We start from the raw sequence: 18,944 nt of genomic DNA on the forward strand, positions 1-18,944 counted from the left end.
AACGCGATTTCCTGTAGGAGCGCGAAAGGGCCGCAGAGCGGCCCCAGGGCATTAGCTACTTGGACAGGTAACGCATCCCATCCTCCAACCCTTGCAAGGTCAGCGGGTACATCTTGTCCTCGATCAGGTCCCGCACCAGGTGGGTCGAGGCGGTGTAGTCCCAGGCCTGCTTGGGGTAGGGATTGATCCAGATGATCTTCCTGAACTTCTCCATGAAGCGCTGCATCCACACGTACCCGGCTTCTTCGTTCCAGTGCTCGACGCTGCCGCCCGGCTGGGTGATCTCGTAGGGCGCCATGGCCGCGTCGCCGACGAACACCACCTTGTAGTCGTCGCCGTACTTGTGCAGCAGGTCGAAGGTGGAGAAGCGCTCCGAGGTGCGGCGCAGGTTGTTCTTCCACACCGACTCGTAGACGAAGTTGTGGAAGTAGTAGTACTCCAGGTGCTTGAACTCGGTCTTGCAGGCCGAGAACAGCTCCTCGCAGACCTTGACGTGGGCGTCCATCGAGCCGCCGATGTCGAACAGCAACAGCAGCTTCACCGTGTTGCGCCGCTCGGGGCGCATCTGGATGTTCAGCAGGCCGGCGTCACGGGCGGTGTGGTCGATGGTGCCGTCGATGTCCAGCTCTTCGGCGGCGCCCTCGCGGGCGAACTTGCGCAGCCGGCGCAGGGCCAGCTTGATGTTGCGCGTGCCCAGCTCGACCTTGTCGTCGAGGTTCTTGTACTCGCGCAGGTCCCACACCTTTACCGCCTTGCCCTGGCGCTTGCCGGCCTCGCCGACGCGAATGCCCTCGGGGTTGAAACCACCCGAGCCGAACGGGCTGGTGCCGCCGGTGCCGATCCACTTGTTGCCGCCGGCGTGGCGCTCCTTCTGCTCTTCGAGGCGCTTCTTGAATTCCTCTATCAGCTTGTCCAGCCCGCCCAGGGACTGGATCTGCGCGCGCTCCTCGTCGCTCAGCGAGCGTTCGAACTCCTTGCGCAGCCATTCGTCGGGGATCAACGCCTCGAGATGCCGGTCGAGGTTTTCCAGGCCCTTGAAGTAGGCGGCGAACGCCCGGTCGAACTTGTCGAAGTGCCGTTCGTCCTTCACCAGGATGGCGCGGGCCAGGTAGTAGAAGGCGTCCATGTCGGCGAACACCACGCCCTTTTGCAGGGCATGGTGCAGGTCGAGCAGCTCGCGGACCGACACCGGCACCTTGGCCGCGCGCATTTCATTGAACAGGTTGAGCAGCATGGCCCGGCTCCTGTCAGCGGTTGCCGCGCCGGCTCATGAAGGCCAGGCGCTCGAGCAGTTGCACGTCCTGCTCGTTCTTCACCAGGGCGCCGGCCAGAGGCGGGATGGCCTTGGTCGGGTCGCGCTCGCGCAGCACCGCCTCGCCGATATTGTCGGCCATCAGCAGCTTGAGCCAGTCGACCAGCTCGGAGGTGGAGGGTTTTTTCTTCAGGCCCGGCACCTTGCGCACGTCGAAGAACACGTCCAGCGCCTCGCTGACCAGCGACTGGCTGATGTTCGGGTAGTGCACGTCGACGATCTGCTGCAAGGTGCCGCGGTCGGGGAAGGCGATGTAGTGGAAGAAGCAGCGGCGCAGGAAGGCGTCGGGCAGCTCTTTTTCGTTGTTGGAGGTGATGATGATGATCGGCCGCTGCTTGGCCTTGATGGTCTCGTCGATCTCGTAGACGTAGAACTCCATCTTGTCGAGTTCCTGCAGCAGGTCGTTGGGGAACTCGATGTCGGCCTTGTCGATCTCGTCGATCAGCAGGATCACCCGCTCGTCGGCCTCGAAGGCCTCCCACAGCTTGCCTTTCTTCAGGTAGTTGCGCACGTCGTGGACCTTGTCCACGCCCAGTTGCGAGTCGCGCAGGCGGCTGACCGCGTCGTACTCGTACAGGCCCTGGTGGGCCTTGGTGGTGGACTTGATGTGCCAGGTGATCAGGCGCGCGCCGAAGGAGGCGGCCAGTTGCTCGGCGAGCATGGTCTTGCCGGTGCCCGGTTCGCCTTTAACCAGCAGCGGACGCTCCAGGGTGATGGCCGCGTTGACCGCCAGCTTCAGGTCGTCTGTGGCGACGTAGTCGCGGGTGCCTTCGAACTTCATGAACCGATCCTCTGGGGTAGCTGGCTGGCGTCATTGCGGGCAGACCCGCTCCCTGTAGGAGCCGGCTTGCCGGCGATAGGGCCGGCCCAGGCAATACCTGTTTATTGATGTGCCAGCGACTATAACGCCACGCCCGACGCGTGAAAACGCAGACCGGGTATTCAGTCCCTGAATGGTCCGTCACCCTGGGCTCAGTCGGCATTGGGCGGTGGCTGTTCGTAGCGTGCGTTGAAGGCCTGGATGAAGCCATTGCGCAGGATTTGCAGGAACGCCGAAAACGCGCTGATGTCTTGCTGGTGCACGCTGCCGCTGAGCGCCACGCGGGTGGCGAACTGGTTCTTTGGCTGGTTTTTCAGGACGGTTTCGCTGGCGCCCACCACGGCCTCCCAGATCGAGCGCAAGAAGCCCTTGTCCTGGTCTTGCACATCCTGTTGCCAGTTGAACACGTCGACATCGCGCAGCAGTGGCTTGATATAGCCCTTGAGCCGGCCGTTCTCGGCCTCGGCCTCTATCACCAGGTCGCCATGCCCGGCGTTGAAGTCGAACTTGCCGTAGGCGCTGGCGAAATCGTTGAGCCGACGCAGCTCGATGCCGGTGGCGCGCAGGCGGAATTCGAAGTCGTCGAAGTCACTGAAGGGGTCGAAGGTGGCGCGGCTCTCTACCTTGGCATTGCCCAGCAGCAACGCGGTGCCGTCGAAGCGCGCGTCGCGCCGGCCCTGTTGGTCGCGCACGTTGGTCAGGTTGCGGATGCTGGCCTCCAGTTGCGTGGCCTTGAGGTCGACCGGTGGCTTGGAGTTGAAATTGCGGAAGGTGAGGGTGCCTTGCTCGATACGAAGATCGTTGAGGGTGATCGGCAGCAGTTTTTCCAGTTGCTGGCGCCAGTCGGTGCCCTGGCCGGTCTGCGAGTTCTGCTTGTTGCCGCCGTCGACGAAGTTGAGCTGCGGGCGCACGAACGTCACCTCGGCGACCACGGCGCGGTCGTGCCATAGCGCATGCCAGCTGACCGACAGGTCGATCAGCGGCGCGTCGAGCAGCGGCACCGGCACCTTGCCGCTTACCTTGACGATTTTCATACCGTTGATTTGGTAGGCGCCGCGCCACCAGGCCAGGTCCACATCGCTAACCTGGCCGCGGTAGTCGCCCATGTCGGCCAGCTTGTCGTTGAGGTAATCGCGCACCAGGTAGGGCAGGGCCAGGTGCAGGGCCACCAGCAGCACGAGCAGGCCGGCCAGGCCGCCAAGCGGCCAGCGATAACGCGCTTTCATCGGGGTTCTCCGCAGTGACTTGTTAGGTTGACCGCACGCCGCTTCGGCGAGTTCGAACGGGCTTTACGCTCCCCCGCTGCGGGCTTACCCTCATGGTTTCCCCCTGCTTCCTCATGTTCAAGGACCCCTGCCATGAGCCGCATCTACGCAGACAACGCCCATTCCATCGGCAACACGCCGCTGGTGCAGATCAACCGCATCGCCCCGCGTGGGGTGACCATCCTGGCCAAGATCGAGGGGCGCAACCCGGGTTACTCGGTGAAATGCCGGATCGGCGCGAACATGGTCTGGGACGCCGAAGGCAGCGGCAAGCTCAAGCCGGGCATGACCATCGTCGAACCGACCTCGGGCAACACCGGCATCGGCCTGGCCTTCGTCGCCGCCGCCCGCGGCTACAAGCTGATCCTGACCATGCCGGCGTCCATGAGCCTGGAGCGACGCAAGGTGCTCAAGGCCCTGGGCGCGGAGCTGGTGCTCACGGAACCGGCCAAGGGCATGAAGGGCGCAATCGAGAAGGCCAACGAAATCGTCGCCTCCAATCCTGTGCAGTACTTCCTGCCGGGCCAGTTCGACAATCCGGCCAACCCGGCCATCCACGAGAAGACCACCGGCCCGGAGATCTGGAACGACACCGACGGCGCGGTGGATGTGCTGGTGGCCGGCGTTGGCACCGGCGGCACCATCACCGGTGTGTCGCGCTACATCAAGCACACCCAGGGCAAGTCGATCCTGTCGGTGGCGGTCGAGCCGGTCAGCTCGCCGCTGATCAGCCAGACCCTGGCCGGCGAGGAGCTCAAGCCCAGCCCGCACAAGATCCAGGGCATCGGTGCTGGTTTCGTGCCGAAGAACCTCGACCTGGCCATGGTCGACCAGGTCGAGACGGTGACCGATGAAGAGTCCAAGGCCATGGCCATCCGCCTGATGCAGGAGGAGGGCATCCTCTGTGGTATTTCCTGCGGCGCGGCGATGGCGGCGGCGGTGCGCCTGGCCGAGAAGCCGCAGATGCAGGGCAAGACCATCGTGGTGATCCTGCCGGACTCGGGCGAGCGCTACCTGTCGAGCATGCTGTTCAGCGATATGTTCAGCGAGCAGGAGAATCAGCAGTAAGCAACAAGCGGCAAGTTGCAGGCGCGGCCGCATTGACGCGGATCAGCTTGAGCTTGCCGGTTGCAGCTTGTGGCTTGCAGCTGCTCCTGATGGGTTTATGATGTCCGGCTATCTGGGGATGGCCTGATTTCCCCTCCAAGGAGTGTTGCATGACCTTTTCCTTCGTCGCCAAGGCGGGTGTCCTGCTGGTGTTCTTCGGCAGCGTGCTGTTCGTGCACCTGCGCGGCAAGGCACGCCTGCCGGTACTGCGCCAGTTCGTCAACCATTCGGCGCTGTTCGCCCCCTATAACAGCCTGATGTACCTGTTCTCCGGCGTGCCTTCCAAGCCCTACCTGGATCGCCAGCGCTTCCCTGAACTGGATGTGCTCAAGGACAACTGGCAAGTGATTCGCGAAGAGGCCATGCGCCTGTTCGACGAGGGCTACATCCGCGCGGCGGAAAAAGACAACGACGCCGGCTTCGGCTCGTTCTTCAAGAAGGGCTGGAAGCGCTTCTACCTGAAGTGGTACGACAAGCCGCTGCCGTCGGCCGAGATGCTCTGCCCCAAGACCGTCGAACTGGTCAGCGCCATCCCCAACGTCAAGGGCGCGATGTTCGCCTTGCTGCCCGGCGGCAGCCATCTCAACCCGCACCGCGACCCGTTCGCCGGCTCCCTGCGCTACCACCTGGGGCTGTCGACGCCGAACTCGGACAACTGCCGCATCTACGTCGACGGCCAGCCGTACGCCTGGCGTGACGGCGAGGACGTGATGTTCGACGAGACCTTCGTGCACTGGGTCAAGAACGAAACCGAGGTTACCCGGGTGATCCTGTTCTGCGACGTCGAGCGGCCGCTCAACAGCCCGCTGATGACCCGCATCAACCGTAAGGTCAGTGCCTTCCTCGGCCGTGCCACCGCGCCACAGAACACCGATGACGAGCGCGTCGGCGGGATCAACCAGGCCTATGCCTGGAGCAAGCGCTTCAGCAATGTCATCAGCACCCGGGTCAAGCGGTTCAAGCGCGCCAACCCCAAGGCCTACCGCATCCTGCGGCCCGTGCTGGCGGTGGTGGTGGCCTACGCCCTGTATCGCTGGTTGTTCTGAGTCGTCCTCATGGGGCAAACCCGCTCCCCTGTGGGAGTGGGCTTGCCCCATGAGGATTCCCCCGCTATATTCCCAAGCACTTTCCTTCCAGAAGACCTGTTCATGCCTGCCATCCCCTCCACCACTGCTGACGTTCTCGCGCCTGTCGCGGGCGTTGTCGTGCGTGGCAGCCAGCAGCCGGCCATGATCAGTCACTATCCACCACCTGTCAGTGGCGTGGTAGGCGGCGTAGCTCCGCCTCCTCGCGCAGTCGTGGTGCTGGGCTGATCGGCCGCTGGCCGCCTCCCCACCGCACGCGCAACTCACTGAACACGGTCGGCTATCCCTGCGTCAGGCGATAGATCCGCCCGTACGGCTTTACTTGCCCATACAGGTGGCAACACATGTCAGTCTTTTCCAAAGCATCCGTGGCCTCGGCGGCCACCACCAGCCTGTTCGTCCTGCTGTGGAGCAGCGGGGCGATCGTCTCCAAGCTCGGCCTGGCCCAGGCCAGCCCCTTCGCTTTCCTGCTGCTGCGCTCGGCCCTGGCCCTGGCCGGCCTGCTGTTGATCGGCCCCTTGCTGGGGCTGCGCTGGCCGCGCAGCCGCGCCGGCATCCTGCGCGCCCTGGGGACCGGGTGCGTGCTGCTCGGCGCCTACCAGATCTTCTACCTGCTGGCGCTCAACACCCATGTCACGCCGGGGGTCATGGCCACGGTCATGGGCGTGCAACCCATCCTCACCGTGGCGCTGATGGAGCGCCAACGCTCGTGGAGCCGGCTGTTCGGCCTGGGGCTTGGGCTGGGCGGCCTGGTGATGGTGGTCTATCAGGGCATCAACCTGGGCGGGGTGTCCCTGGCCGGGATGCTGTTCGCCCTGCTGGCGCTGGCCAGCATGACCTGTGGCTCGATCCTGCAAAAGCGTATCACCGACAACCCCATGGGCACCTTGCCGCTGCAGTACATCGCAGGTTTTGCCCTGTGCGCGCTGTTCGCGCCGTTCCAGCCGCTGCATGTCCAGTGGCACGCCAGCTTCGTCGGCGCCCTGCTGTGGATGGGGCTGGTGGTCTCGTTGCTGGCCACGTTGCTGCTGTACCGGTTGATCGCCCGGGGCAACCTGGTCAATGTCACCAGCCTGTTCTACCTGGTGCCGGCGGTGACCGCGGTGATGGACTTTCTCATCTTCGGCAACCGCCTGGCGCCACTGAGCCTGCTGGGAATGGGGTTGATCGTGGTCGGGTTGCTGTTCGTCTTCCGCAAGCCGGCGTTGCGCGCGGCTGAGGCTTGAGATGAATCGGTGGGCGCGGGGCAAGCCCGCGCCCACGTCACGACCGTGCCGGGCGCAGCACCAGCCATAGCGCCGCGCCGATCAACACCCCGCCATACACGTGGGCCATCGACAGTGGCTCATCCAGCAGCCACGCCCCCCACAGCACGCCAAACACCGGAATCAGGAAGGTCACGGTGCTGGCCTTGACCGGCCCGATCTCGTTGAGCAGGCGGAAGTACAGGATGTAGGCGAACGCGGTGCACAGCAGCCCGAGCCCGAGCAGCGACAGCCATACCTGCCAGCCGCCCCAGCTGGCCGGCGGTTGGTTCAAGGCGCTCCAGGCGAACAACGGGCTGAGCAGCAACGTGGCCCCCAGCATGCTGCCCAGTGCCGACAGGCGGCTGTCCAGGGTAGCGACCCAGCGCCTCGCCAGGAAACCGGCGAAGCCATAGCAGGTGGTGGCCGCCAGGCACGCCAGGGCGCCTTGCACCAGGGCCATGTCCAGCGCCACCGGCCCGGCGCCGCTGAGAATGCCGACGCCGAACAGCCCGAGGAAGATCCCGCAGAGCTTGGGCAGGGTCATCGCCTCGCGGAAGCACAAGGCACCGATCAAGACCCCCATCAGTGGCGTGGTGGCGTTGAAGATCGCCGAGTAGCCGGCCGGCAGCACCTGCGCCGCCACCGAGTAGAAGGTGGCTGGGATCCCCGAGTTGATCATGCCCAGCAGCAGGCAGGCCCCCAGCTTGCCGTCGAAGTCCCAGCGCACGCGGGCGGCGGCGAGGATGGCGATCAGCCCCAGGCAGGCGATCGACACGCGAAAGAACGCGGTCGGCACCGTGCCCAGCTCGGGGGCGATGATGCGCATGAACAGGAAGCTGGCGCCCCAGACAGCGGCAAGGGTCAGCAGGCGGGCGAGGGCGATGGGGCTCACGGGGGGTCTCCGGCGGGGGGCAGGGGCGCGAGTGTACGTCAGGGAACCGGGCGATTCTTGTGCTTTCTTGCTGTGTGACGGGCTGTGCGCAAGATTACCCACGAACGATTGTGCCTGGCCCGGCTAAGCTGTTGCGGTGACCAATGCACAGAGGCACGCGCATGACCCCACCCTGGCCCGCCACTGCTATCGCCCGGATGATCCTCGATGGCTTCGACGATTACCGCGAGCACTTTCGCCGTATCACCCTGGGCGCCCGCGAGCGTTTCGAACGGGCGCGCTGGCAGGACATCCAGCAGGCGGCGGCGGCGCGCATCAACCTCTACGAGGAGCAGGTCGCCGAGGCGCGCGACCGGCTGCGCCAGGCCTTCGAGGCGCAGGTGCTGCTGGATGTCGAGCAATGGCCGCTGGTCAAGAGCGCCTACATTCGCCTGATCGACCCGCGCCTGGACGATGAACTGTCGGAAACCTGGTACAACTCGCTGTTCTGCAGCCTGTTCAGCCATGACCTGATCAGCGATGGCTGCATGTTCATCCACACCACCCGCCCCTCCATGCGCGGCCACGAGCGTGCGGCGCAGACCCGCACCTACGCCCTCGAGGGTGGGCTGCAGGGGCTGTTGCGGGCGATCTTCGCCGATTATGCGTTCAGCGTGCCCTACGCGGACCTGCAGGGCGACCTGGCGCGGCTCGAGGAGCAACTGCGCGACTGTCTGCCCGACTGGGTCTGCAAGGACCCGACGCTGAGGGTGGAGCTGTTCACGTCGGTGCTGTACCGCAACAAGGGCGCCTACCTGGTCGGCCGCCTGTACACCCCCGACGAGCAATGGCCGCTGGTGATCCCGCTGCTGCACCGTGAAGGCGATGGCATCGAGGCCGACACCTTGATCACCGACGAAGCGCAGGTGTCGATCATCTTCTCGTTCACCCGGTCCTACTTCATGGTCGATGTGCCAGTACCGGCCGAGTTCGTCAACTTTCTCAAGCGCATGCTGCCGGGCAAGCACATTGCCGAGCTGTATACCTCCATCGGTTTCTACAAGCATGGCAAGTCGGAGTTCTACCGGGCGCTGATCAACCACCTGGCCAGCAGCGACGACCGCTTCGTCATGGCCCCGGGCGTGCGCGGCATGGTCATGAGCGTATTCACCCTGCCGGGCTTCAACACGGTGTTCAAGATCATCAAGGACCGCTTCTCGCCGTCGAAGACCGTCGACCGCGCCACGGTGATCGAGAAGTACCGCCTGGTGAAAAGCGTCGACCGTGTCGGGCGCATGGCCGATACCCAGGAGTTCGCCGATTTTCGCTTTCCGCGCGGCAAGTTCGACCCCGATTGCCTGGCCGAATTGCTGGAGGTCGCGCCGTCCACTGTGGCCCTGGAAGGCGACAGCGTGTTGATCCGCCACTGCTGGACCGAACGGCGCATGACCCCGCTCAACCTGTACCTCGAACAGGCCAGCGAGGCCCAGGTGCTGGAAGCGCTGGAAGACTATGGGCTGGCGATCAAGCAATTGGCGGCGGCGAATATCTTCCCCGGCGACATGCTGTTGAAGAACTTCGGTGTCACCCGCCATGGCCGCGTGGTGTTCTACGACTATGACGAGATCAGCTTCCTCACCGAGGTCAATTTCCGGCATATCCCGCCGCCGCGCTATCCGGAGGACGAGATGTCCGGCGAGCCGTGGTATTCGATCGGGCCGCATGACGTGTTCCCCGAGGAGTTTCCGCCGTTCCTGTTCGCCGATAGCGGCCAGCGCCAGCTATTCAGCCGCCTGCATGGCGAGCTGTACGATGCCGATTACTGGAAGGGGCTGCAGGAGGCGATTCGCGCGGGGAAGGTGATCGATGTGTTCCCGTATCGGCGCAAAGGCCGTTGATCAGGCGCCGCAGGCCCCGGTGAGCGAGGGCGCGTGGGAGCGATACCGGCGCAGCCGGTGGTATCCAGCGCAAGGCATCACCCCTTCAGGCACTTGAGTTCGCTGAAGTCCGCACGCACCTTGCCCAGCCGCTGTTGCAGGAACTGCCGCTGCGCCGGGCTGCTCTGCTTGAGCAGATCCACCAGCAGGCTGCGCGCCTGGCGCTCGGTGTTCTGGAACGCCAGGCGATACTCGGGCGTCCACAGGCTTTCCTTGCGTTGCAGCAACTGCGCCAGCCGGGGCTCGAAGCTGGGCGTGGCGCGCTGGTCCATCACCAGCACCAGTTGCTGCTGCCAATGGGCCCTGTTGGCGATCCATTGGCGGTTCTGGTCGCCCAGCGCCTGCGACCAGCTCATCACCCGCAGGCGCTGTTCGGCGCTCAGTTCGCCCAGCCACGGCTCGAGGCGTTTCTGCATGCGCTTGGCGCGGTTCTCGACCTGCTCGGGCAGGGGCGTGTCGACATAGGCCTTTTGCCGTTGCTCGATGTCCTCGCGGAACGCCCGGCGCATCTCGCTCACTTGCTCGTCGCTCATGCCGCGCAGCAGCTCGGTGGCTGACGGGGTGATCTGCTCGGCGACCCGACCGATGGCCTGGCGAGCCTCGGTCGTGCGCTGGCGCAGGGCATCGTCGGTGACCGTGTCGCTGGCCACCATCAGCCGCACCCGGTCGAGCCAGTCGAGGTAGCCCGGCAACTGGGTCTTGCAGTGCCAGGCCAGGTGCGCCTTGAGCCGTTCGTCGAGCAGGCGCTTCTGCTCGCGGTTCATGTCCAGGTAGTCGTCCAGCGACCAGGGTACCAGGCGGTCGAGGTTGCGGTAGGCCAGGTCGATGCGGCTGCAGGCGGCCAGGGCCAGGGTGATGCCGAGGATCAGCAGCAGGGCGTGGGTCGGTCTGTGTGGCATGCGCAAATCCTTGCAGGGCTGGCCAGGCGGTAGACGCAAGGGCGGGCTCGGCGGTTCCGGCGAATGTGCGTTCGGGCGGCCGGGCGGGTCAGGTGTTAGAATAGCCGCCTTGTCTTGAGGATCTTCGGAAATGGCTCTGCTTGGGCGTTACAACAGTTTGCAAATCGTGAAACACGTGGAGTTCGGCCTGTACCTGGACGGCGGCGCCGACGGCGAAATCCTCCTGCCGCGGCGTTACTTCCCCAAGGACGCCGAGCTGGAGCTGGATGACTGGCTCAACGTGTTCATCTACCTCGACAGCGAAGACCAGCTGATCGCCACCACCGAGAAGCCGAAGATGCAGGTGGGCGAGTTCGCCAGCCTCAAGGTCAAGGACATAAACGGCGCCGGCATCTTCCTCGACTGGGGGCTGTCCAAGGATTTGCTGATGCCGTACTCGGAAGAGTCCCGGCCATTGAAGATCGGCGACTACTGCGTGGTGCACGCCTACCTGGACAAGCGCACCCGGCGCCTCACCGCCACCGCCAAGCTGGATCGCTACCTGGACCTCGCCCCGGTCGACTACCAGGTCGGCCAGCCGGTGGAGCTGCTGGTGGCCGGCGAGACGCCCATGGGCTTCAAGGCGATCATCAACAACCGCCATTGGGGCCTGATCCACAAGAACGAAGTGTTCAAGTTCCTGCGTTCGGGGATGCACGAGAAGGGCTTCATCAAGGAAGTACGCCGCGACGGCAAGATCGCCCTGAGCCTGCAACCGGTGGGCCAGGCGTTGGCCGACAGCCTGCACGAGCAGATCATGCAGCGCCTGGAGGCGGCCGGTGGCGTGCTGCCGGTGTGCGACAAGAGCGACCCGGCGCTGATCAGCCAGATGTTCAACGTCAGCAAGGGCAACTTCAAGAAGGCCATCGGCGCGCTGTTCAAGCAGGGCCGGATCGTCATCCATGACGATCGCATCGAGCGGGCCTGATCAGGCCTGTACGAAGGTGCTGAAATCCAGCTGTTCGCCACCCGGGCGGGTGTCGCGCAGCCGCGAGTCGCGGTCGGCGCTCAAGGCCAGGCTGATGGTCGAGCGGCGCTTGCCGGGGTTGCGCACTTCCATTTGCTCCTGGTGAGCGCGCAGGAAGTTGGTGGGCACCTTCAGGTGCTGCAGTTCGTCGGTTTGCGGGGTATGCAGCAGCAGGTTGACCCAGTCGGGCTGGCCCTTGCGCAGCAGGGCCACCGGCACTTCGAACCACCACAGGTTGCGCTTGGGGTCGAGGATGGCGAACAGGGTGTTGTCGCGGTTGAGCACCGGCCGGGTCAGCGCTTCGTTGCGCCGTGCGATGGCGGTGGGCTTGTCGAGTTTCATGCAGGTTCCTGCGGGTTGACGCTAGATTGGCCTGCCATTGTGCGGCGGGGCCCAGCGCGGGGCAAGCCCGCGCTCGTGTCGTCCCGCTCGACAAATTGAAACTCTGGCGAGGCGGCATGGGTCGATCTGATGTCGACACGATTTTCCGTGTCTTTCCTTCAAGGAGATATCCCATGAGCGGCACCAAGGACAAAGCGAAGGGCCTGGCCAACGAGGCCGTGGGCAACATCAAGCAGGGCGTCGGCAAGGTCACCGACAACGACAAGCTGCGCGCCGAAGGCAAGGCCCAGGAGCTCAAGGGCGAAGCACAACAGGCGGTGGGCAAGGTCAAGGATGCCGTGAAGAAGCCGTGATGCCTGCCTGACGCAACTGTAGGCGCCAGCCTTGCTGGGGAACGGACTCGTACGCGGGCTGTTCGCCAGCAAGGCTGGCTTCTACTTCGGGTAGCCGTTTTCCTGCATTTGCCATTGAGCCGTCACAGTTGCGGCACGGTCTATTAGACTTGTCTGCACTGCCGGGCCTGCCTATGGCCTTGGCCGACCCTCCGAGATCAAGCGGCGAAAGGAGACGCTATGATTTTTCCCGACCTGCGCGGCCTGCCTCTGCATCGCGTGCTGGTGCGTACCGTCAAGGAGTTCCTCGATGACGAGATGTCCACCTATGCCTCCGCGCTGGCCTACCAGATGCTGTTCTCGCTGTTCCCCTTCCTGCTGTTCCTGATCGCCCTGATCGGTTTTCTGCACCTGCCGGACTTTTTCTCCTGGTTGCGTCTGCAATCGGAGCTGGTGCTGCCGCCCCAGGCCCTGGAGCAGGTCAACCCGGTGATCGACCAGTTGCAGCAATCCAAGGGCGGCTTGCTCTCGGTGGGTATCGTCATTGCCCTGTGGACCGCCTCGGCCGGCGTGCGCCTGATGATGAGCGCGATGAACGCCGCCTACGATGTGCCGGAGGGCCGCCCGGTGTGGAAGCGCTTCCCGCTGTCGATCATCTACACCGTGGGCATCGCCGGCATGTTGCTGGCCGCCGCCGCGCTGATGGTGCTGGGCCCGCAAGTCATGGAGTGGATCGCCTCCCAGGTCGGGCTGGAGGAAGCGGTGGTGGTGGTCTGGACCATCCTGCGCTGGCCGGCGATCATCATCCTGATGATGGTGGCCGTGGCATTGATCTATTACGTGATGCCCGATGTGAAACAGAAATTTCGCTTCATCACCCCAGGCTCGGTGCTGGCGGTGGTGGTGTGGATCGTCGCCTCGCTGGGCTTTGCCTACTACGTGAAGACCTTTGCCGACTACAACGCCATGTATGGCAGTATCGGCGCGATCATCGTGCTGCTGCTGTACTTCTATATTTCCGCCGCCGTGTTGCTGCTGGGCGCGGAGATGAACGCGGTGATCGAGCATATGTCGGCCGAGGGCAAGGACCCTGGCGAAAAGGACTTCAACGAGGACAACCCGCAGCAAAGCATTTCCGTGCTCGGCCATGAGCACCCGGTACCCCCCGAACCCCAGACCCGCGAGCCGAACACCTGATGATCCGCGACATTCTCAAGATGGGCGATGAACGCCTGCTGCGCATTGCCCCACCGGTACCTGAACACCTGCTCGGCAGCGCCGAACTGCAGCAACTGATCGACGACATGTTCGAGACCATGGCCCATGTCGGCGGTGTCGGCCTGGCCGCGCCGCAGGTGGGCATCGACCTGCAACTGGTGATCTTCGGCTTCGAGCGCAGCGAGCGCTATCCGGACGCCGAGCCGGTGCCGCGGACCATCCTCCTCAACCCGGTGATCACGCCGTTGGCCATGGAGGTCGAGGACGGCTGGGAGGGCTGTTTGTCGGTGCCAGGCCTGCGCGGCGTGGTGCCGCGCTACAAGCACATCAGCTATTCGGGTATCGACCCCGAGGGCAACCCGATCAACCGCTTCGCCGACGGTTTCCACGCGCGGGTGGTGCAGCATGAGTGCGACCACCTGATTGGCCGCCTGTACCCCTCGCGCATCCAGGACTTCAGCAAGTTCGGCTACACCGAGGTGCTGTTCCCTGGGCTCGAGGTGGCCGACGACTGACCGCGGACCATCGCCATCAGCGGCTTGCTGCGCTGGTAGCGGGCCAGGCGCGCGGCCAGGGCTTGGGGTAGGTCGATGGCGGGCGTGAAGGCCAGGTTCTGGTAAAAGCGCCCCAAGTCTGGGTGGCAGAACAGCCAGGTGGCGCCGGGTGCATCCCTCAGCGCAGTGTTGAGCAGGCGCGTGGCCACGTGTTGGCCCCGCCATTGCGGTGCGACGAACAGGGCGGTCAGCCACTGGCCGCCGGTGACAGGGGTCAGGTTCACCCCAGCAATGATTTCACTGGCGCGCGCTACCCACTGCTCGCCTTCGCCGGCCGCGCGCATGCGTGAGCCATGCTGGCGGTAGAAGTGATCCAGCAGGCGGCGCTGGAGTGGGGGAAGGCGGCTGATATTCATGGTGCTTCAGTAAAAAGGGGCGAGTGCGGACGGGCCGTGCTTTGTCGCAGATTGTTGCAAATGCGGCAAGGGTGATTGTCCTGGTTCGGGGTTCAACTATTCCGGCCTGGGAGTAAAATTTCCCACATCCCCCCAGCAGTACGATAAAGCGGGATCGGTACTTCGTGTCATCTTCGCAGTCGATGACAACTTCTCCGCGCCATTGACGGCTTCAGAAGTCACGCGATCAGCTTGATAGCCATCAAGGTCAACACCCATGAAAGCCCTACTGATTCTTGCATTGGTCGGTATGTCCTCGTTCGCCCTCGCCGATGAGGTCAAGACCGCCTCCAGCCAACCTGCGGTCGAACAATACGACTACTCCACCAACCTCGACATCAAGCGCGTCATCAGCTTGTCGACCATCCCCAACGTGTGCGACGTGGTGCCTGCCACCATGACCTACGAGGACCATCAGGGCCAGGTGCACACCCTGCAATACCGCGCCATGGGCGAGGGTTGCCGGCTGAACTGAGGCCCCCTGCCGTGGATGTCGGTGTTCGTCGACAAGGCCGGCGCCTACAGCGACAGTTGCCAACGTATCAGCTCCAGGCCTTGTTTCAGTTGGGCCCGGCTGCGCGCCGCCGACAGGCTGACCCGTACCGCCGGCACGTTGTCGGTGCCTACCGCGAACACGCTGGCCGGGACGATCTCCACTCCTTGGGCGCGGCAGCGCGCAACCAGTGTCTCGGCCTCTGTTGGCGTGGCCAGCCAGGCATGGGGCGAGGCTACGCCATCGGCCATTAGCGCGTCCCCCAGGATTGTCCGCGCCAGGCGCCAACGTTCGCCCAGCGCTTGCCGCTGCCAGGCCAGGCGCCGGGCAGCGGTGCCGTCGGCGATCCACTGGCAGGCGATGTGCAGGTTCAGCGGCGACAGCGACCAGTGGGTGGCCTGGGCGTGGGGGTCGACCTGCTCCAGCAGCTCTGGCCGGGCGGCGATCCACCCCAGGCGCAGGCCGGCGGCCACGGTCTTGGACAAGCTGCTGATCAGCACGCCGCGGCCGTCGAGCAAGGGGTAGAGCGGCGGCTGGTCGGTCAAGGCGCCGTAGACGTCATCTTCGATCACCAACAGTTGGTGGCGCTTGGCGACGTGCGCCAGCGCCTGGCGCCGGGCCTCATTCATGCAGGCCGCGGTCGGGTTGTGCAGGGTCGGTGTGGTCACCAGCACCCGCGCGCCGCTGGCGCGGGCGACCCGGTCCAGCTCGTCCGGGCGCAGGCCCTGGCCGTCGAGGGCCACGCCATGCACCGGCAGGCGCAATTGGCGACAGGCCGCCTTGATGCCCGGTGCGGTCAGCGCTTCGACCAGCACCGGCTCGCCCGCCTGGCACAGCGACTGCAACACCAGGATCAGGGCCTGTTGGGCGCCACCGCACAGCAGCACCTGCTCGGGGGCAAGCGCCAGGCCGCGGTTGGCCAGCCAGCGAGCCCCGTGGATCCGCCCCAGCAGCAGTTGCTCTGGCCCCAGGTAGTGGTCGAGCAGGGCGCTTTGCCCCTGTTCGAGCAGGTCGCGCAAGCTGTGCGCCAGGTCATGATTGTGCGGGTCGGCCACCGGCACATTGGTCGACAGGTCTATCACCTGCTGTTGACGGTCAGGTTGCTTGAGCCGAAACAGCGTCGCCTCCTTGCTCCCCGCCAGCACATAGGTGCCGCGCCCTACCTCGCCGGCGACCAGGTGCCGCGCGGCAGCCTCGCGGTAGGCCTGCTGCGTGGTACTTGGGTTCAGGCCCAGGGCCCAGGCCAGGCGCCGCTGTGGCGGCAGGCGCTCGCCAATTTTCAGCTCACCGTGCTCGATAGCGGCGGCGATGGCCTCGACCAGCGCCAGGTAGCGCGGTTGTTCGTTGTCCGCCAGGGTGGGAAGCCACACGAAATTGTCGCCCATGCAATATAAGTTTGGACCCATACAATGCCCGGCCCTTAGCATCGGTTCAACCCACTGCCGATAAGGACGCCCGCCATGTTCGACCTGCCCGCCCTGCGCGAAGCCGCCGCCTTCGTTCACCAGCATGTCCCGCCGACCCCACAGCACGCCTGGCCGTTGCTGGCCGAGCGGGTGGGCTGCGAGGTGTGGGTCAAGCACGAGAACCATGCCCCTACCGGTGCCTTCAAGGTGCGCGGCGGGCTGGTCTATGTGCGCTCGCTGCTGGCCAGCGGCCAGGTGCCGCGCGGGTTGGTCACCGCCACCCGGGGCAATCACGGCCAGAGCATGGCCCTGGCGGCGCGCCAGGCTGGTTTGCCGCTGGTGATCGTGGTGCCTGAAGGCAACTCGCGGGAGAAGAACGCCGCCATGCGCGCCCTGGGTGCCGAGCTGGTGGAGCATGGCGTGGACTTCGACGTGGCCCGTGAGGAGGCCGCGCGCCTGGCTGAGGCGCGCGGCTATGCGATGGTGCCGTCGTTCCACCCCGAGCTGGTGCGCGGGGTGGCCACCTATGCCCTGGAGCTGTTCGAGGCGGTGGCCGAACTGGATTGCGTGTACGTGCCGATCGGCATGGGCTCGGGCATCTGCGGGCTGATCCAGGCGCGCAACCTGCTGGGGCTGTCCACCGAAATCGTCGGGGTGGTCTCCAGCGCCGCCGATGCCTATGCCCGTAGCTTCGAGCAGGGTCGCATCGTCACCACCGCCAGCGCCGATACCTTCGCCGACGGCATGGCCTGTCGGGTGCCGCAACCGCAGGCGTTTGCCCTGGTGCGCGAACACGCAGCGCGGATCGTGCGGGTAGCTGATCGCGAGATCGCCGAGGCCATGCGTCTGTACCACGAAACCACCCACAACACTGCCGAGGGCGCAGGTGCGGCGGGCCTGGCTGCGTTGTTGCAGGAGCGTGAGCGCCAGGCCGGCAAGCGTGTGGCGGTGGTGCTCAGCGGGGCCAATGTCGATCGCCAGCGCTATGCGCAGGTGCTGGCGGGGTGAACAACCCTGCGTGAATGTTCGCCCTGTACCGCCAGGCCAGATTCGGGTTCAATCCGGAGTTTCGCTTGCGGCCGAGCCTACCATGCCCTTTTCCAACGGTTTTCTTCTCAGCCTGTCCCTGTGCCTGGACATCGGCATTGCCAACATCGCCATGATTACCCTGGCCATGCAACGCGGCTTCCTGCAAGGCTTCTGGTTGGGGCTGGGGACCTGCGTCGGCGACCTGATCTACGCCCTGGCGGCGTTGGCCGGCATGACCGTGCTGCTGCAGTTCGACAGCGTGCGCTGGACGTTATGGCTGGGTGGTTCGGCGCTGCTGCTGTGGTTCGCGGTGAAAATGCTGCTGGCGGCATGGCGCGGCGGCCACCTGGCGTCGCAAGGTCAGGTGGTGGTCGAGTCGGGCTGGCGCGAGTTCCTGCGCGGGATCTTCCTGGCCATGTCATCGCCCAGCGCGATCCTCTGGTTCGCCGCGGTGGGCGGCGTGCTGATTTCCCGCTCCGGCGCGGGCAGTGCGCTGGATGCCGGCTTGTTCCTCGGCGGTTTCTTCGCCGCGGGCCTGTTCTGGTGCGCCTCGCTGTGTGGCATCGCCAGCCATGGCGGGCGCCTGCTGGGCGATCGCCTGCTGACCTGGTGCTACCTGCTGTCGGCGGCGATTTTCTGCTATTTCGCCGGGTATGTGATTTTGTCGGGTTATCGCGAGTTCATCCTGGCCGTGCCTGCCTGAGGCTGTTTTTTCGAGCCTGTTGTCGATTCGCGACGTGCTCGTTCGACCAGTGTTGAAGGCGCCGAAATGTGTTCGGCGCCATGCGGGCAAACACTGGAGAAACCACCGATGAATGCTGCAGCTCAAACCGAGATCCGCCAACTGATCGAGCACTGGATGCAGGCCGTGCGCGAGCGTGACATCGAGCGCATCGTCCAACCCTACGCCGACGACATCCTGGCCTTCGATGCCATCCAGGCCCTGCAGTTCAAAGGCAAGGCCGCCTACCGCGCGCATTGGGAAATGTGCATGGGCTACTGTACCGGGCCGATGGTGTTCGAACTGGCCGAGTTGACCGTGCACGCCGACGGCGACCTGGGCCTGGCCCACTGGCTCAACCGCTGTGGCCCGGCCGACGATGAAAGCCAGTGCGGTTTCATGCGTGCCACCGTTGGCTACCGGCGTAGCGGCGGGCAATGGCAGGTGATCCACGAACACTGGTCGGCGCCGATCGACATGCAAACCCAGAAGGCCCTGTTCAACCTCAAGCCTTGATACCGCCCATCGCCTATTACCCACCGACCTGCCGGAGACGATCATGAAATACCTGTGCCTGGTCTATTGTGACGAAGCGCTGCTGCACAGCTTGCCCGACAGCCCAGAAGACGCCGAGTGCATGGCCTATGCCGAGTCCATCCACGGCTCTGGACGCATGCTCGCCGCCGAGGCGCTCAAGCCGGTGCAGACCGCCACCACGGTACGCGTGCGTGCCGGGCGCATGAGCCTGACCGACGGCCCATTCGCCGAAACCAAGGAGCAGCTGGCCGGTTTCTACCTGGTCGATGCCCGCGACCTCAACGAAGCGCTGAACATCGCCAAGGGCATCCCGGCGGCGCGGGTCGGCAGCGTCGAGGTACGGCCGGTACGTGAACTGCAACCCTGAA

Annotated in this window: 21 protein-coding genes; 13 read left to right on the forward strand and 8 right to left on the reverse strand. The window is 64.9% G+C overall.

Annotation, left to right across the window (positions count from 1 at the left end; translation table 11 throughout):
- Window positions 1–55 precede the first annotated feature (55 nt).
- From NJG22_RS15460 to NJG22_RS15470, 3 genes are all read right to left on the reverse strand, one after another.
- A complete protein-coding gene (locus NJG22_RS15460) occupies window positions 56–1,234 on the reverse strand; it encodes a VWA domain-containing protein (RefSeq protein ID WP_253095700.1) in 1,179 nt (392 codons plus the stop codon).
- Window positions 1,235–1,247: 13 nt separating this feature from the next.
- Window positions 1,248–2,093 carry a MoxR family ATPase gene (locus NJG22_RS15465; RefSeq protein WP_152953989.1) on the reverse strand — a complete coding sequence of 282 codons (846 nt, stop codon included), beginning with the start codon at window positions 2,091–2,093 and terminating at the stop codon, window positions 1,248–1,250.
- Window positions 2,094–2,284: 191 nt separating this feature from the next.
- The gene (locus tag NJG22_RS15470) at window positions 2,285–3,358 is read right to left on the reverse strand and encodes a DUF748 domain-containing protein (RefSeq protein WP_253095701.1); all 1,074 of its coding nucleotides are present in this window, start codon (window positions 3,356–3,358) and stop codon (window positions 2,285–2,287) included.
- A 132-nt stretch (window positions 3,359–3,490) separates the two neighbouring features.
- Here NJG22_RS15470 and cysK point away from each other — a divergent pair, with 132 nt between their 5' ends.
- From cysK to NJG22_RS15485, 3 genes are all read left to right on the forward strand, one after another.
- Window positions 3,491–4,465, forward strand: coding sequence for a cysteine synthase A (gene cysK, locus NJG22_RS15475; protein ID WP_253095702.1), 975 nt, complete (start codon window positions 3,491–3,493; stop codon window positions 4,463–4,465).
- Window positions 4,466–4,614: 149 nt separating this feature from the next.
- Entirely contained in the window at window positions 4,615–5,550 is a 936-nt protein-coding gene (locus NJG22_RS15480) for an aspartyl/asparaginyl beta-hydroxylase domain-containing protein (RefSeq protein ID WP_217849250.1), read from the forward strand.
- 383 nt (window positions 5,551–5,933) lie between these two features.
- Window positions 5,934–6,815 carry a DMT family transporter gene (locus tag NJG22_RS15485; protein ID WP_253095703.1) on the forward strand — a complete coding sequence of 294 codons (882 nt, stop codon included), beginning with the start codon at window positions 5,934–5,936 and terminating at the stop codon, window positions 6,813–6,815.
- Between the two features lie 37 nt (window positions 6,816–6,852).
- Here the strand turns inward: NJG22_RS15485 and NJG22_RS15490 are convergent, their stop codons facing one another.
- Entirely contained in the window at window positions 6,853–7,728 is an 876-nt protein-coding gene (locus tag NJG22_RS15490) for a DMT family transporter (protein WP_253095704.1), read from the reverse strand.
- A gap of 161 nt (window positions 7,729–7,889) precedes the next feature.
- Here NJG22_RS15490 and aceK point away from each other — a divergent pair, with 161 nt between their 5' ends.
- Window positions 7,890–9,605: a bifunctional isocitrate dehydrogenase kinase/phosphatase gene (gene aceK / locus NJG22_RS15495; protein WP_253095705.1), complete on the forward strand. Its 1,716-nt coding sequence runs from the start codon at window positions 7,890–7,892 to the stop codon at window positions 9,603–9,605.
- Between the two features lie 77 nt (window positions 9,606–9,682).
- On the opposite strand, the gene NJG22_RS15500 is transcribed toward aceK, so the two are convergent.
- Window positions 9,683–10,543 carry a DUF6279 family lipoprotein gene (locus tag NJG22_RS15500; protein WP_253095707.1) on the reverse strand — a complete coding sequence of 287 codons (861 nt, stop codon included), beginning with the start codon at window positions 10,541–10,543 and terminating at the stop codon, window positions 9,683–9,685.
- Between the two features lie 130 nt (window positions 10,544–10,673).
- On the opposite strand from NJG22_RS15500, the gene NJG22_RS15505 reads away from it, so the two are divergent.
- Window positions 10,674–11,510, forward strand: a complete 837-nt coding sequence (locus NJG22_RS15505; protein ID WP_253095708.1) for a S1-like domain-containing RNA-binding protein — start codon at window positions 10,674–10,676, stop codon at window positions 11,508–11,510.
- Here the strand turns inward: NJG22_RS15505 and NJG22_RS15510 are convergent, their stop codons facing one another.
- Window positions 11,511–11,891 (reverse strand): hypothetical protein, encoded by a 381-nt coding sequence (locus tag NJG22_RS15510; protein WP_134693582.1) that lies wholly within the window; start codon window positions 11,889–11,891, stop codon window positions 11,511–11,513.
- Between the two features lie 173 nt (window positions 11,892–12,064).
- Here NJG22_RS15510 and NJG22_RS15515 point away from each other — a divergent pair, with 173 nt between their 5' ends.
- From NJG22_RS15515 to def, 3 genes are all read left to right on the forward strand, one after another.
- The gene (locus NJG22_RS15515) at window positions 12,065–12,244 is read left to right on the forward strand and encodes a CsbD family protein (RefSeq protein WP_023629533.1); all 180 of its coding nucleotides are present in this window, start codon (window positions 12,065–12,067) and stop codon (window positions 12,242–12,244) included.
- A gap of 219 nt (window positions 12,245–12,463) precedes the next feature.
- Window positions 12,464–13,420 carry a YihY/virulence factor BrkB family protein gene (locus tag NJG22_RS15520; RefSeq protein WP_253095710.1) on the forward strand — a complete coding sequence of 319 codons (957 nt, stop codon included), beginning with the start codon at window positions 12,464–12,466 and terminating at the stop codon, window positions 13,418–13,420.
- The gene (gene def / locus NJG22_RS15525) at window positions 13,420–13,956 is read left to right on the forward strand and encodes a peptide deformylase (RefSeq protein ID WP_253095712.1); all 537 of its coding nucleotides are present in this window, start codon (window positions 13,420–13,422) and stop codon (window positions 13,954–13,956) included. The genes NJG22_RS15520 and def overlap by 1 nt, the downstream gene beginning before the upstream one ends.
- Here the strand turns inward: def and NJG22_RS15530 are convergent.
- Window positions 13,911–14,351, reverse strand: coding sequence for a GNAT family N-acetyltransferase (locus NJG22_RS15530; RefSeq protein ID WP_253095714.1), 441 nt, complete (start codon window positions 14,349–14,351; stop codon window positions 13,911–13,913). The two genes, def and NJG22_RS15530, sit on opposite strands and share 46 nt — an antisense overlap.
- A 256-nt stretch (window positions 14,352–14,607) precedes the next feature.
- Between NJG22_RS15530 and NJG22_RS15535 the strand changes: the two genes are divergently transcribed.
- Window positions 14,608–14,865: a DUF2790 domain-containing protein gene (locus tag NJG22_RS15535; RefSeq protein ID WP_217849224.1), complete on the forward strand. Its 258-nt coding sequence runs from the start codon at window positions 14,608–14,610 to the stop codon at window positions 14,863–14,865.
- A 44-nt stretch (window positions 14,866–14,909) separates the two neighbouring features.
- Here NJG22_RS15535 and NJG22_RS15540 read toward each other — a convergent pair whose 3' ends face one another.
- On the reverse strand, window positions 14,910–16,253 hold the full coding sequence (locus NJG22_RS15540) for a PLP-dependent aminotransferase family protein (protein WP_253095715.1): 1,344 nt from the start codon (window positions 16,251–16,253) through the stop codon (window positions 14,910–14,912).
- 90 nt (window positions 16,254–16,343) lie between these two features.
- Between NJG22_RS15540 and NJG22_RS15545 the strand changes: the two genes are divergently transcribed.
- The 4 genes from NJG22_RS15545 to NJG22_RS15560 all read left to right on the forward strand — a co-directional run bounded on the left by NJG22_RS15545 (window position 16,344) and on the right by NJG22_RS15560 (window position 18,943).
- Window positions 16,344–17,297, forward strand: a complete 954-nt coding sequence (locus NJG22_RS15545) for a threonine dehydratase (RefSeq protein WP_253095716.1) — start codon at window positions 16,344–16,346, stop codon at window positions 17,295–17,297.
- Between the two features lie 82 nt (window positions 17,298–17,379).
- A complete protein-coding gene (locus NJG22_RS15550) occupies window positions 17,380–18,021 on the forward strand; it encodes a LysE family translocator (RefSeq protein ID WP_253095717.1) in 642 nt (213 codons plus the stop codon).
- 108 nt (window positions 18,022–18,129) lie between these two features.
- On the forward strand, window positions 18,130–18,555 hold the full coding sequence (locus tag NJG22_RS15555; protein ID WP_253095718.1) for a nuclear transport factor 2 family protein: 426 nt from the start codon (window positions 18,130–18,132) through the stop codon (window positions 18,553–18,555).
- 43 nt (window positions 18,556–18,598) lie between these two features.
- Window positions 18,599–18,943, forward strand: a complete 345-nt coding sequence (locus NJG22_RS15560) for a YciI family protein (RefSeq protein ID WP_217849215.1) — start codon at window positions 18,599–18,601, stop codon at window positions 18,941–18,943.
- The last annotated feature ends 1 nt before the right edge of the window (window position 18,944 follow it).

Origin of the sequence: Pseudomonas sp. VA159-2, assembly GCF_024126635.1 — a bacterium.
Lineage (GTDB): Bacteria > Pseudomonadota > Gammaproteobacteria > Pseudomonadales > Pseudomonadaceae > Aquipseudomonas > Aquipseudomonas muyukensis.

Bases quoted from the DNA above. Each gene is read 5' to 3' on its own strand.
- NJG22_RS15460 (WP_253095700.1), bottom strand. From the start codon at position 1,234: ATGCTGCTCAACCTGTTCAATGAAATGCGCGCGGCCAAGGTGCCGGTG.
- NJG22_RS15465 (WP_152953989.1), bottom strand. From the start codon at position 2,093: ATGAAGTTCGAAGGCACCCGCGACTACGTCGCCACAGACGACCTGAAG.
- NJG22_RS15470 (WP_253095701.1), bottom strand. From the start codon at position 3,358: ATGAAAGCGCGTTATCGCTGGCCGCTTGGCGGCCTGGCCGGCCTGCTC.
- cysK (WP_253095702.1), top strand. From the start codon at position 3,491: ATGAGCCGCATCTACGCAGACAACGCCCATTCCATCGGCAACACGCCG.
- NJG22_RS15480 (WP_217849250.1), top strand. From the start codon at position 4,615: ATGACCTTTTCCTTCGTCGCCAAGGCGGGTGTCCTGCTGGTGTTCTTC.
- NJG22_RS15485 (WP_253095703.1), top strand. From the start codon at position 5,934: ATGTCAGTCTTTTCCAAAGCATCCGTGGCCTCGGCGGCCACCACCAGC.
- aceK (WP_253095705.1), top strand. From the start codon at position 7,890: ATGACCCCACCCTGGCCCGCCACTGCTATCGCCCGGATGATCCTCGAT.
- NJG22_RS15500 (WP_253095707.1), bottom strand. From the start codon at position 10,543: ATGCCACACAGACCGACCCACGCCCTGCTGCTGATCCTCGGCATCACC.
- NJG22_RS15505 (WP_253095708.1), top strand. From the start codon at position 10,674: ATGGCTCTGCTTGGGCGTTACAACAGTTTGCAAATCGTGAAACACGTG.
- NJG22_RS15510 (WP_134693582.1), bottom strand. From the start codon at position 11,891: ATGAAACTCGACAAGCCCACCGCCATCGCACGGCGCAACGAAGCGCTG.
- NJG22_RS15515 (WP_023629533.1), top strand. From the start codon at position 12,065: ATGAGCGGCACCAAGGACAAAGCGAAGGGCCTGGCCAACGAGGCCGTG.
- NJG22_RS15520 (WP_253095710.1), top strand. From the start codon at position 12,464: ATGATTTTTCCCGACCTGCGCGGCCTGCCTCTGCATCGCGTGCTGGTG.
- def (WP_253095712.1), top strand. From the start codon at position 13,420: ATGATCCGCGACATTCTCAAGATGGGCGATGAACGCCTGCTGCGCATT.
- NJG22_RS15530 (WP_253095714.1), bottom strand. From the start codon at position 14,351: ATGAATATCAGCCGCCTTCCCCCACTCCAGCGCCGCCTGCTGGATCAC.
- NJG22_RS15535 (WP_217849224.1), top strand. From the start codon at position 14,608: ATGAAAGCCCTACTGATTCTTGCATTGGTCGGTATGTCCTCGTTCGCC.
- NJG22_RS15545 (WP_253095716.1), top strand. From the start codon at position 16,344: ATGTTCGACCTGCCCGCCCTGCGCGAAGCCGCCGCCTTCGTTCACCAG.
- NJG22_RS15550 (WP_253095717.1), top strand. From the start codon at position 17,380: ATGCCCTTTTCCAACGGTTTTCTTCTCAGCCTGTCCCTGTGCCTGGAC.
- NJG22_RS15555 (WP_253095718.1), top strand. From the start codon at position 18,130: ATGAATGCTGCAGCTCAAACCGAGATCCGCCAACTGATCGAGCACTGG.
- NJG22_RS15560 (WP_217849215.1), top strand. From the start codon at position 18,599: ATGAAATACCTGTGCCTGGTCTATTGTGACGAAGCGCTGCTGCACAGC.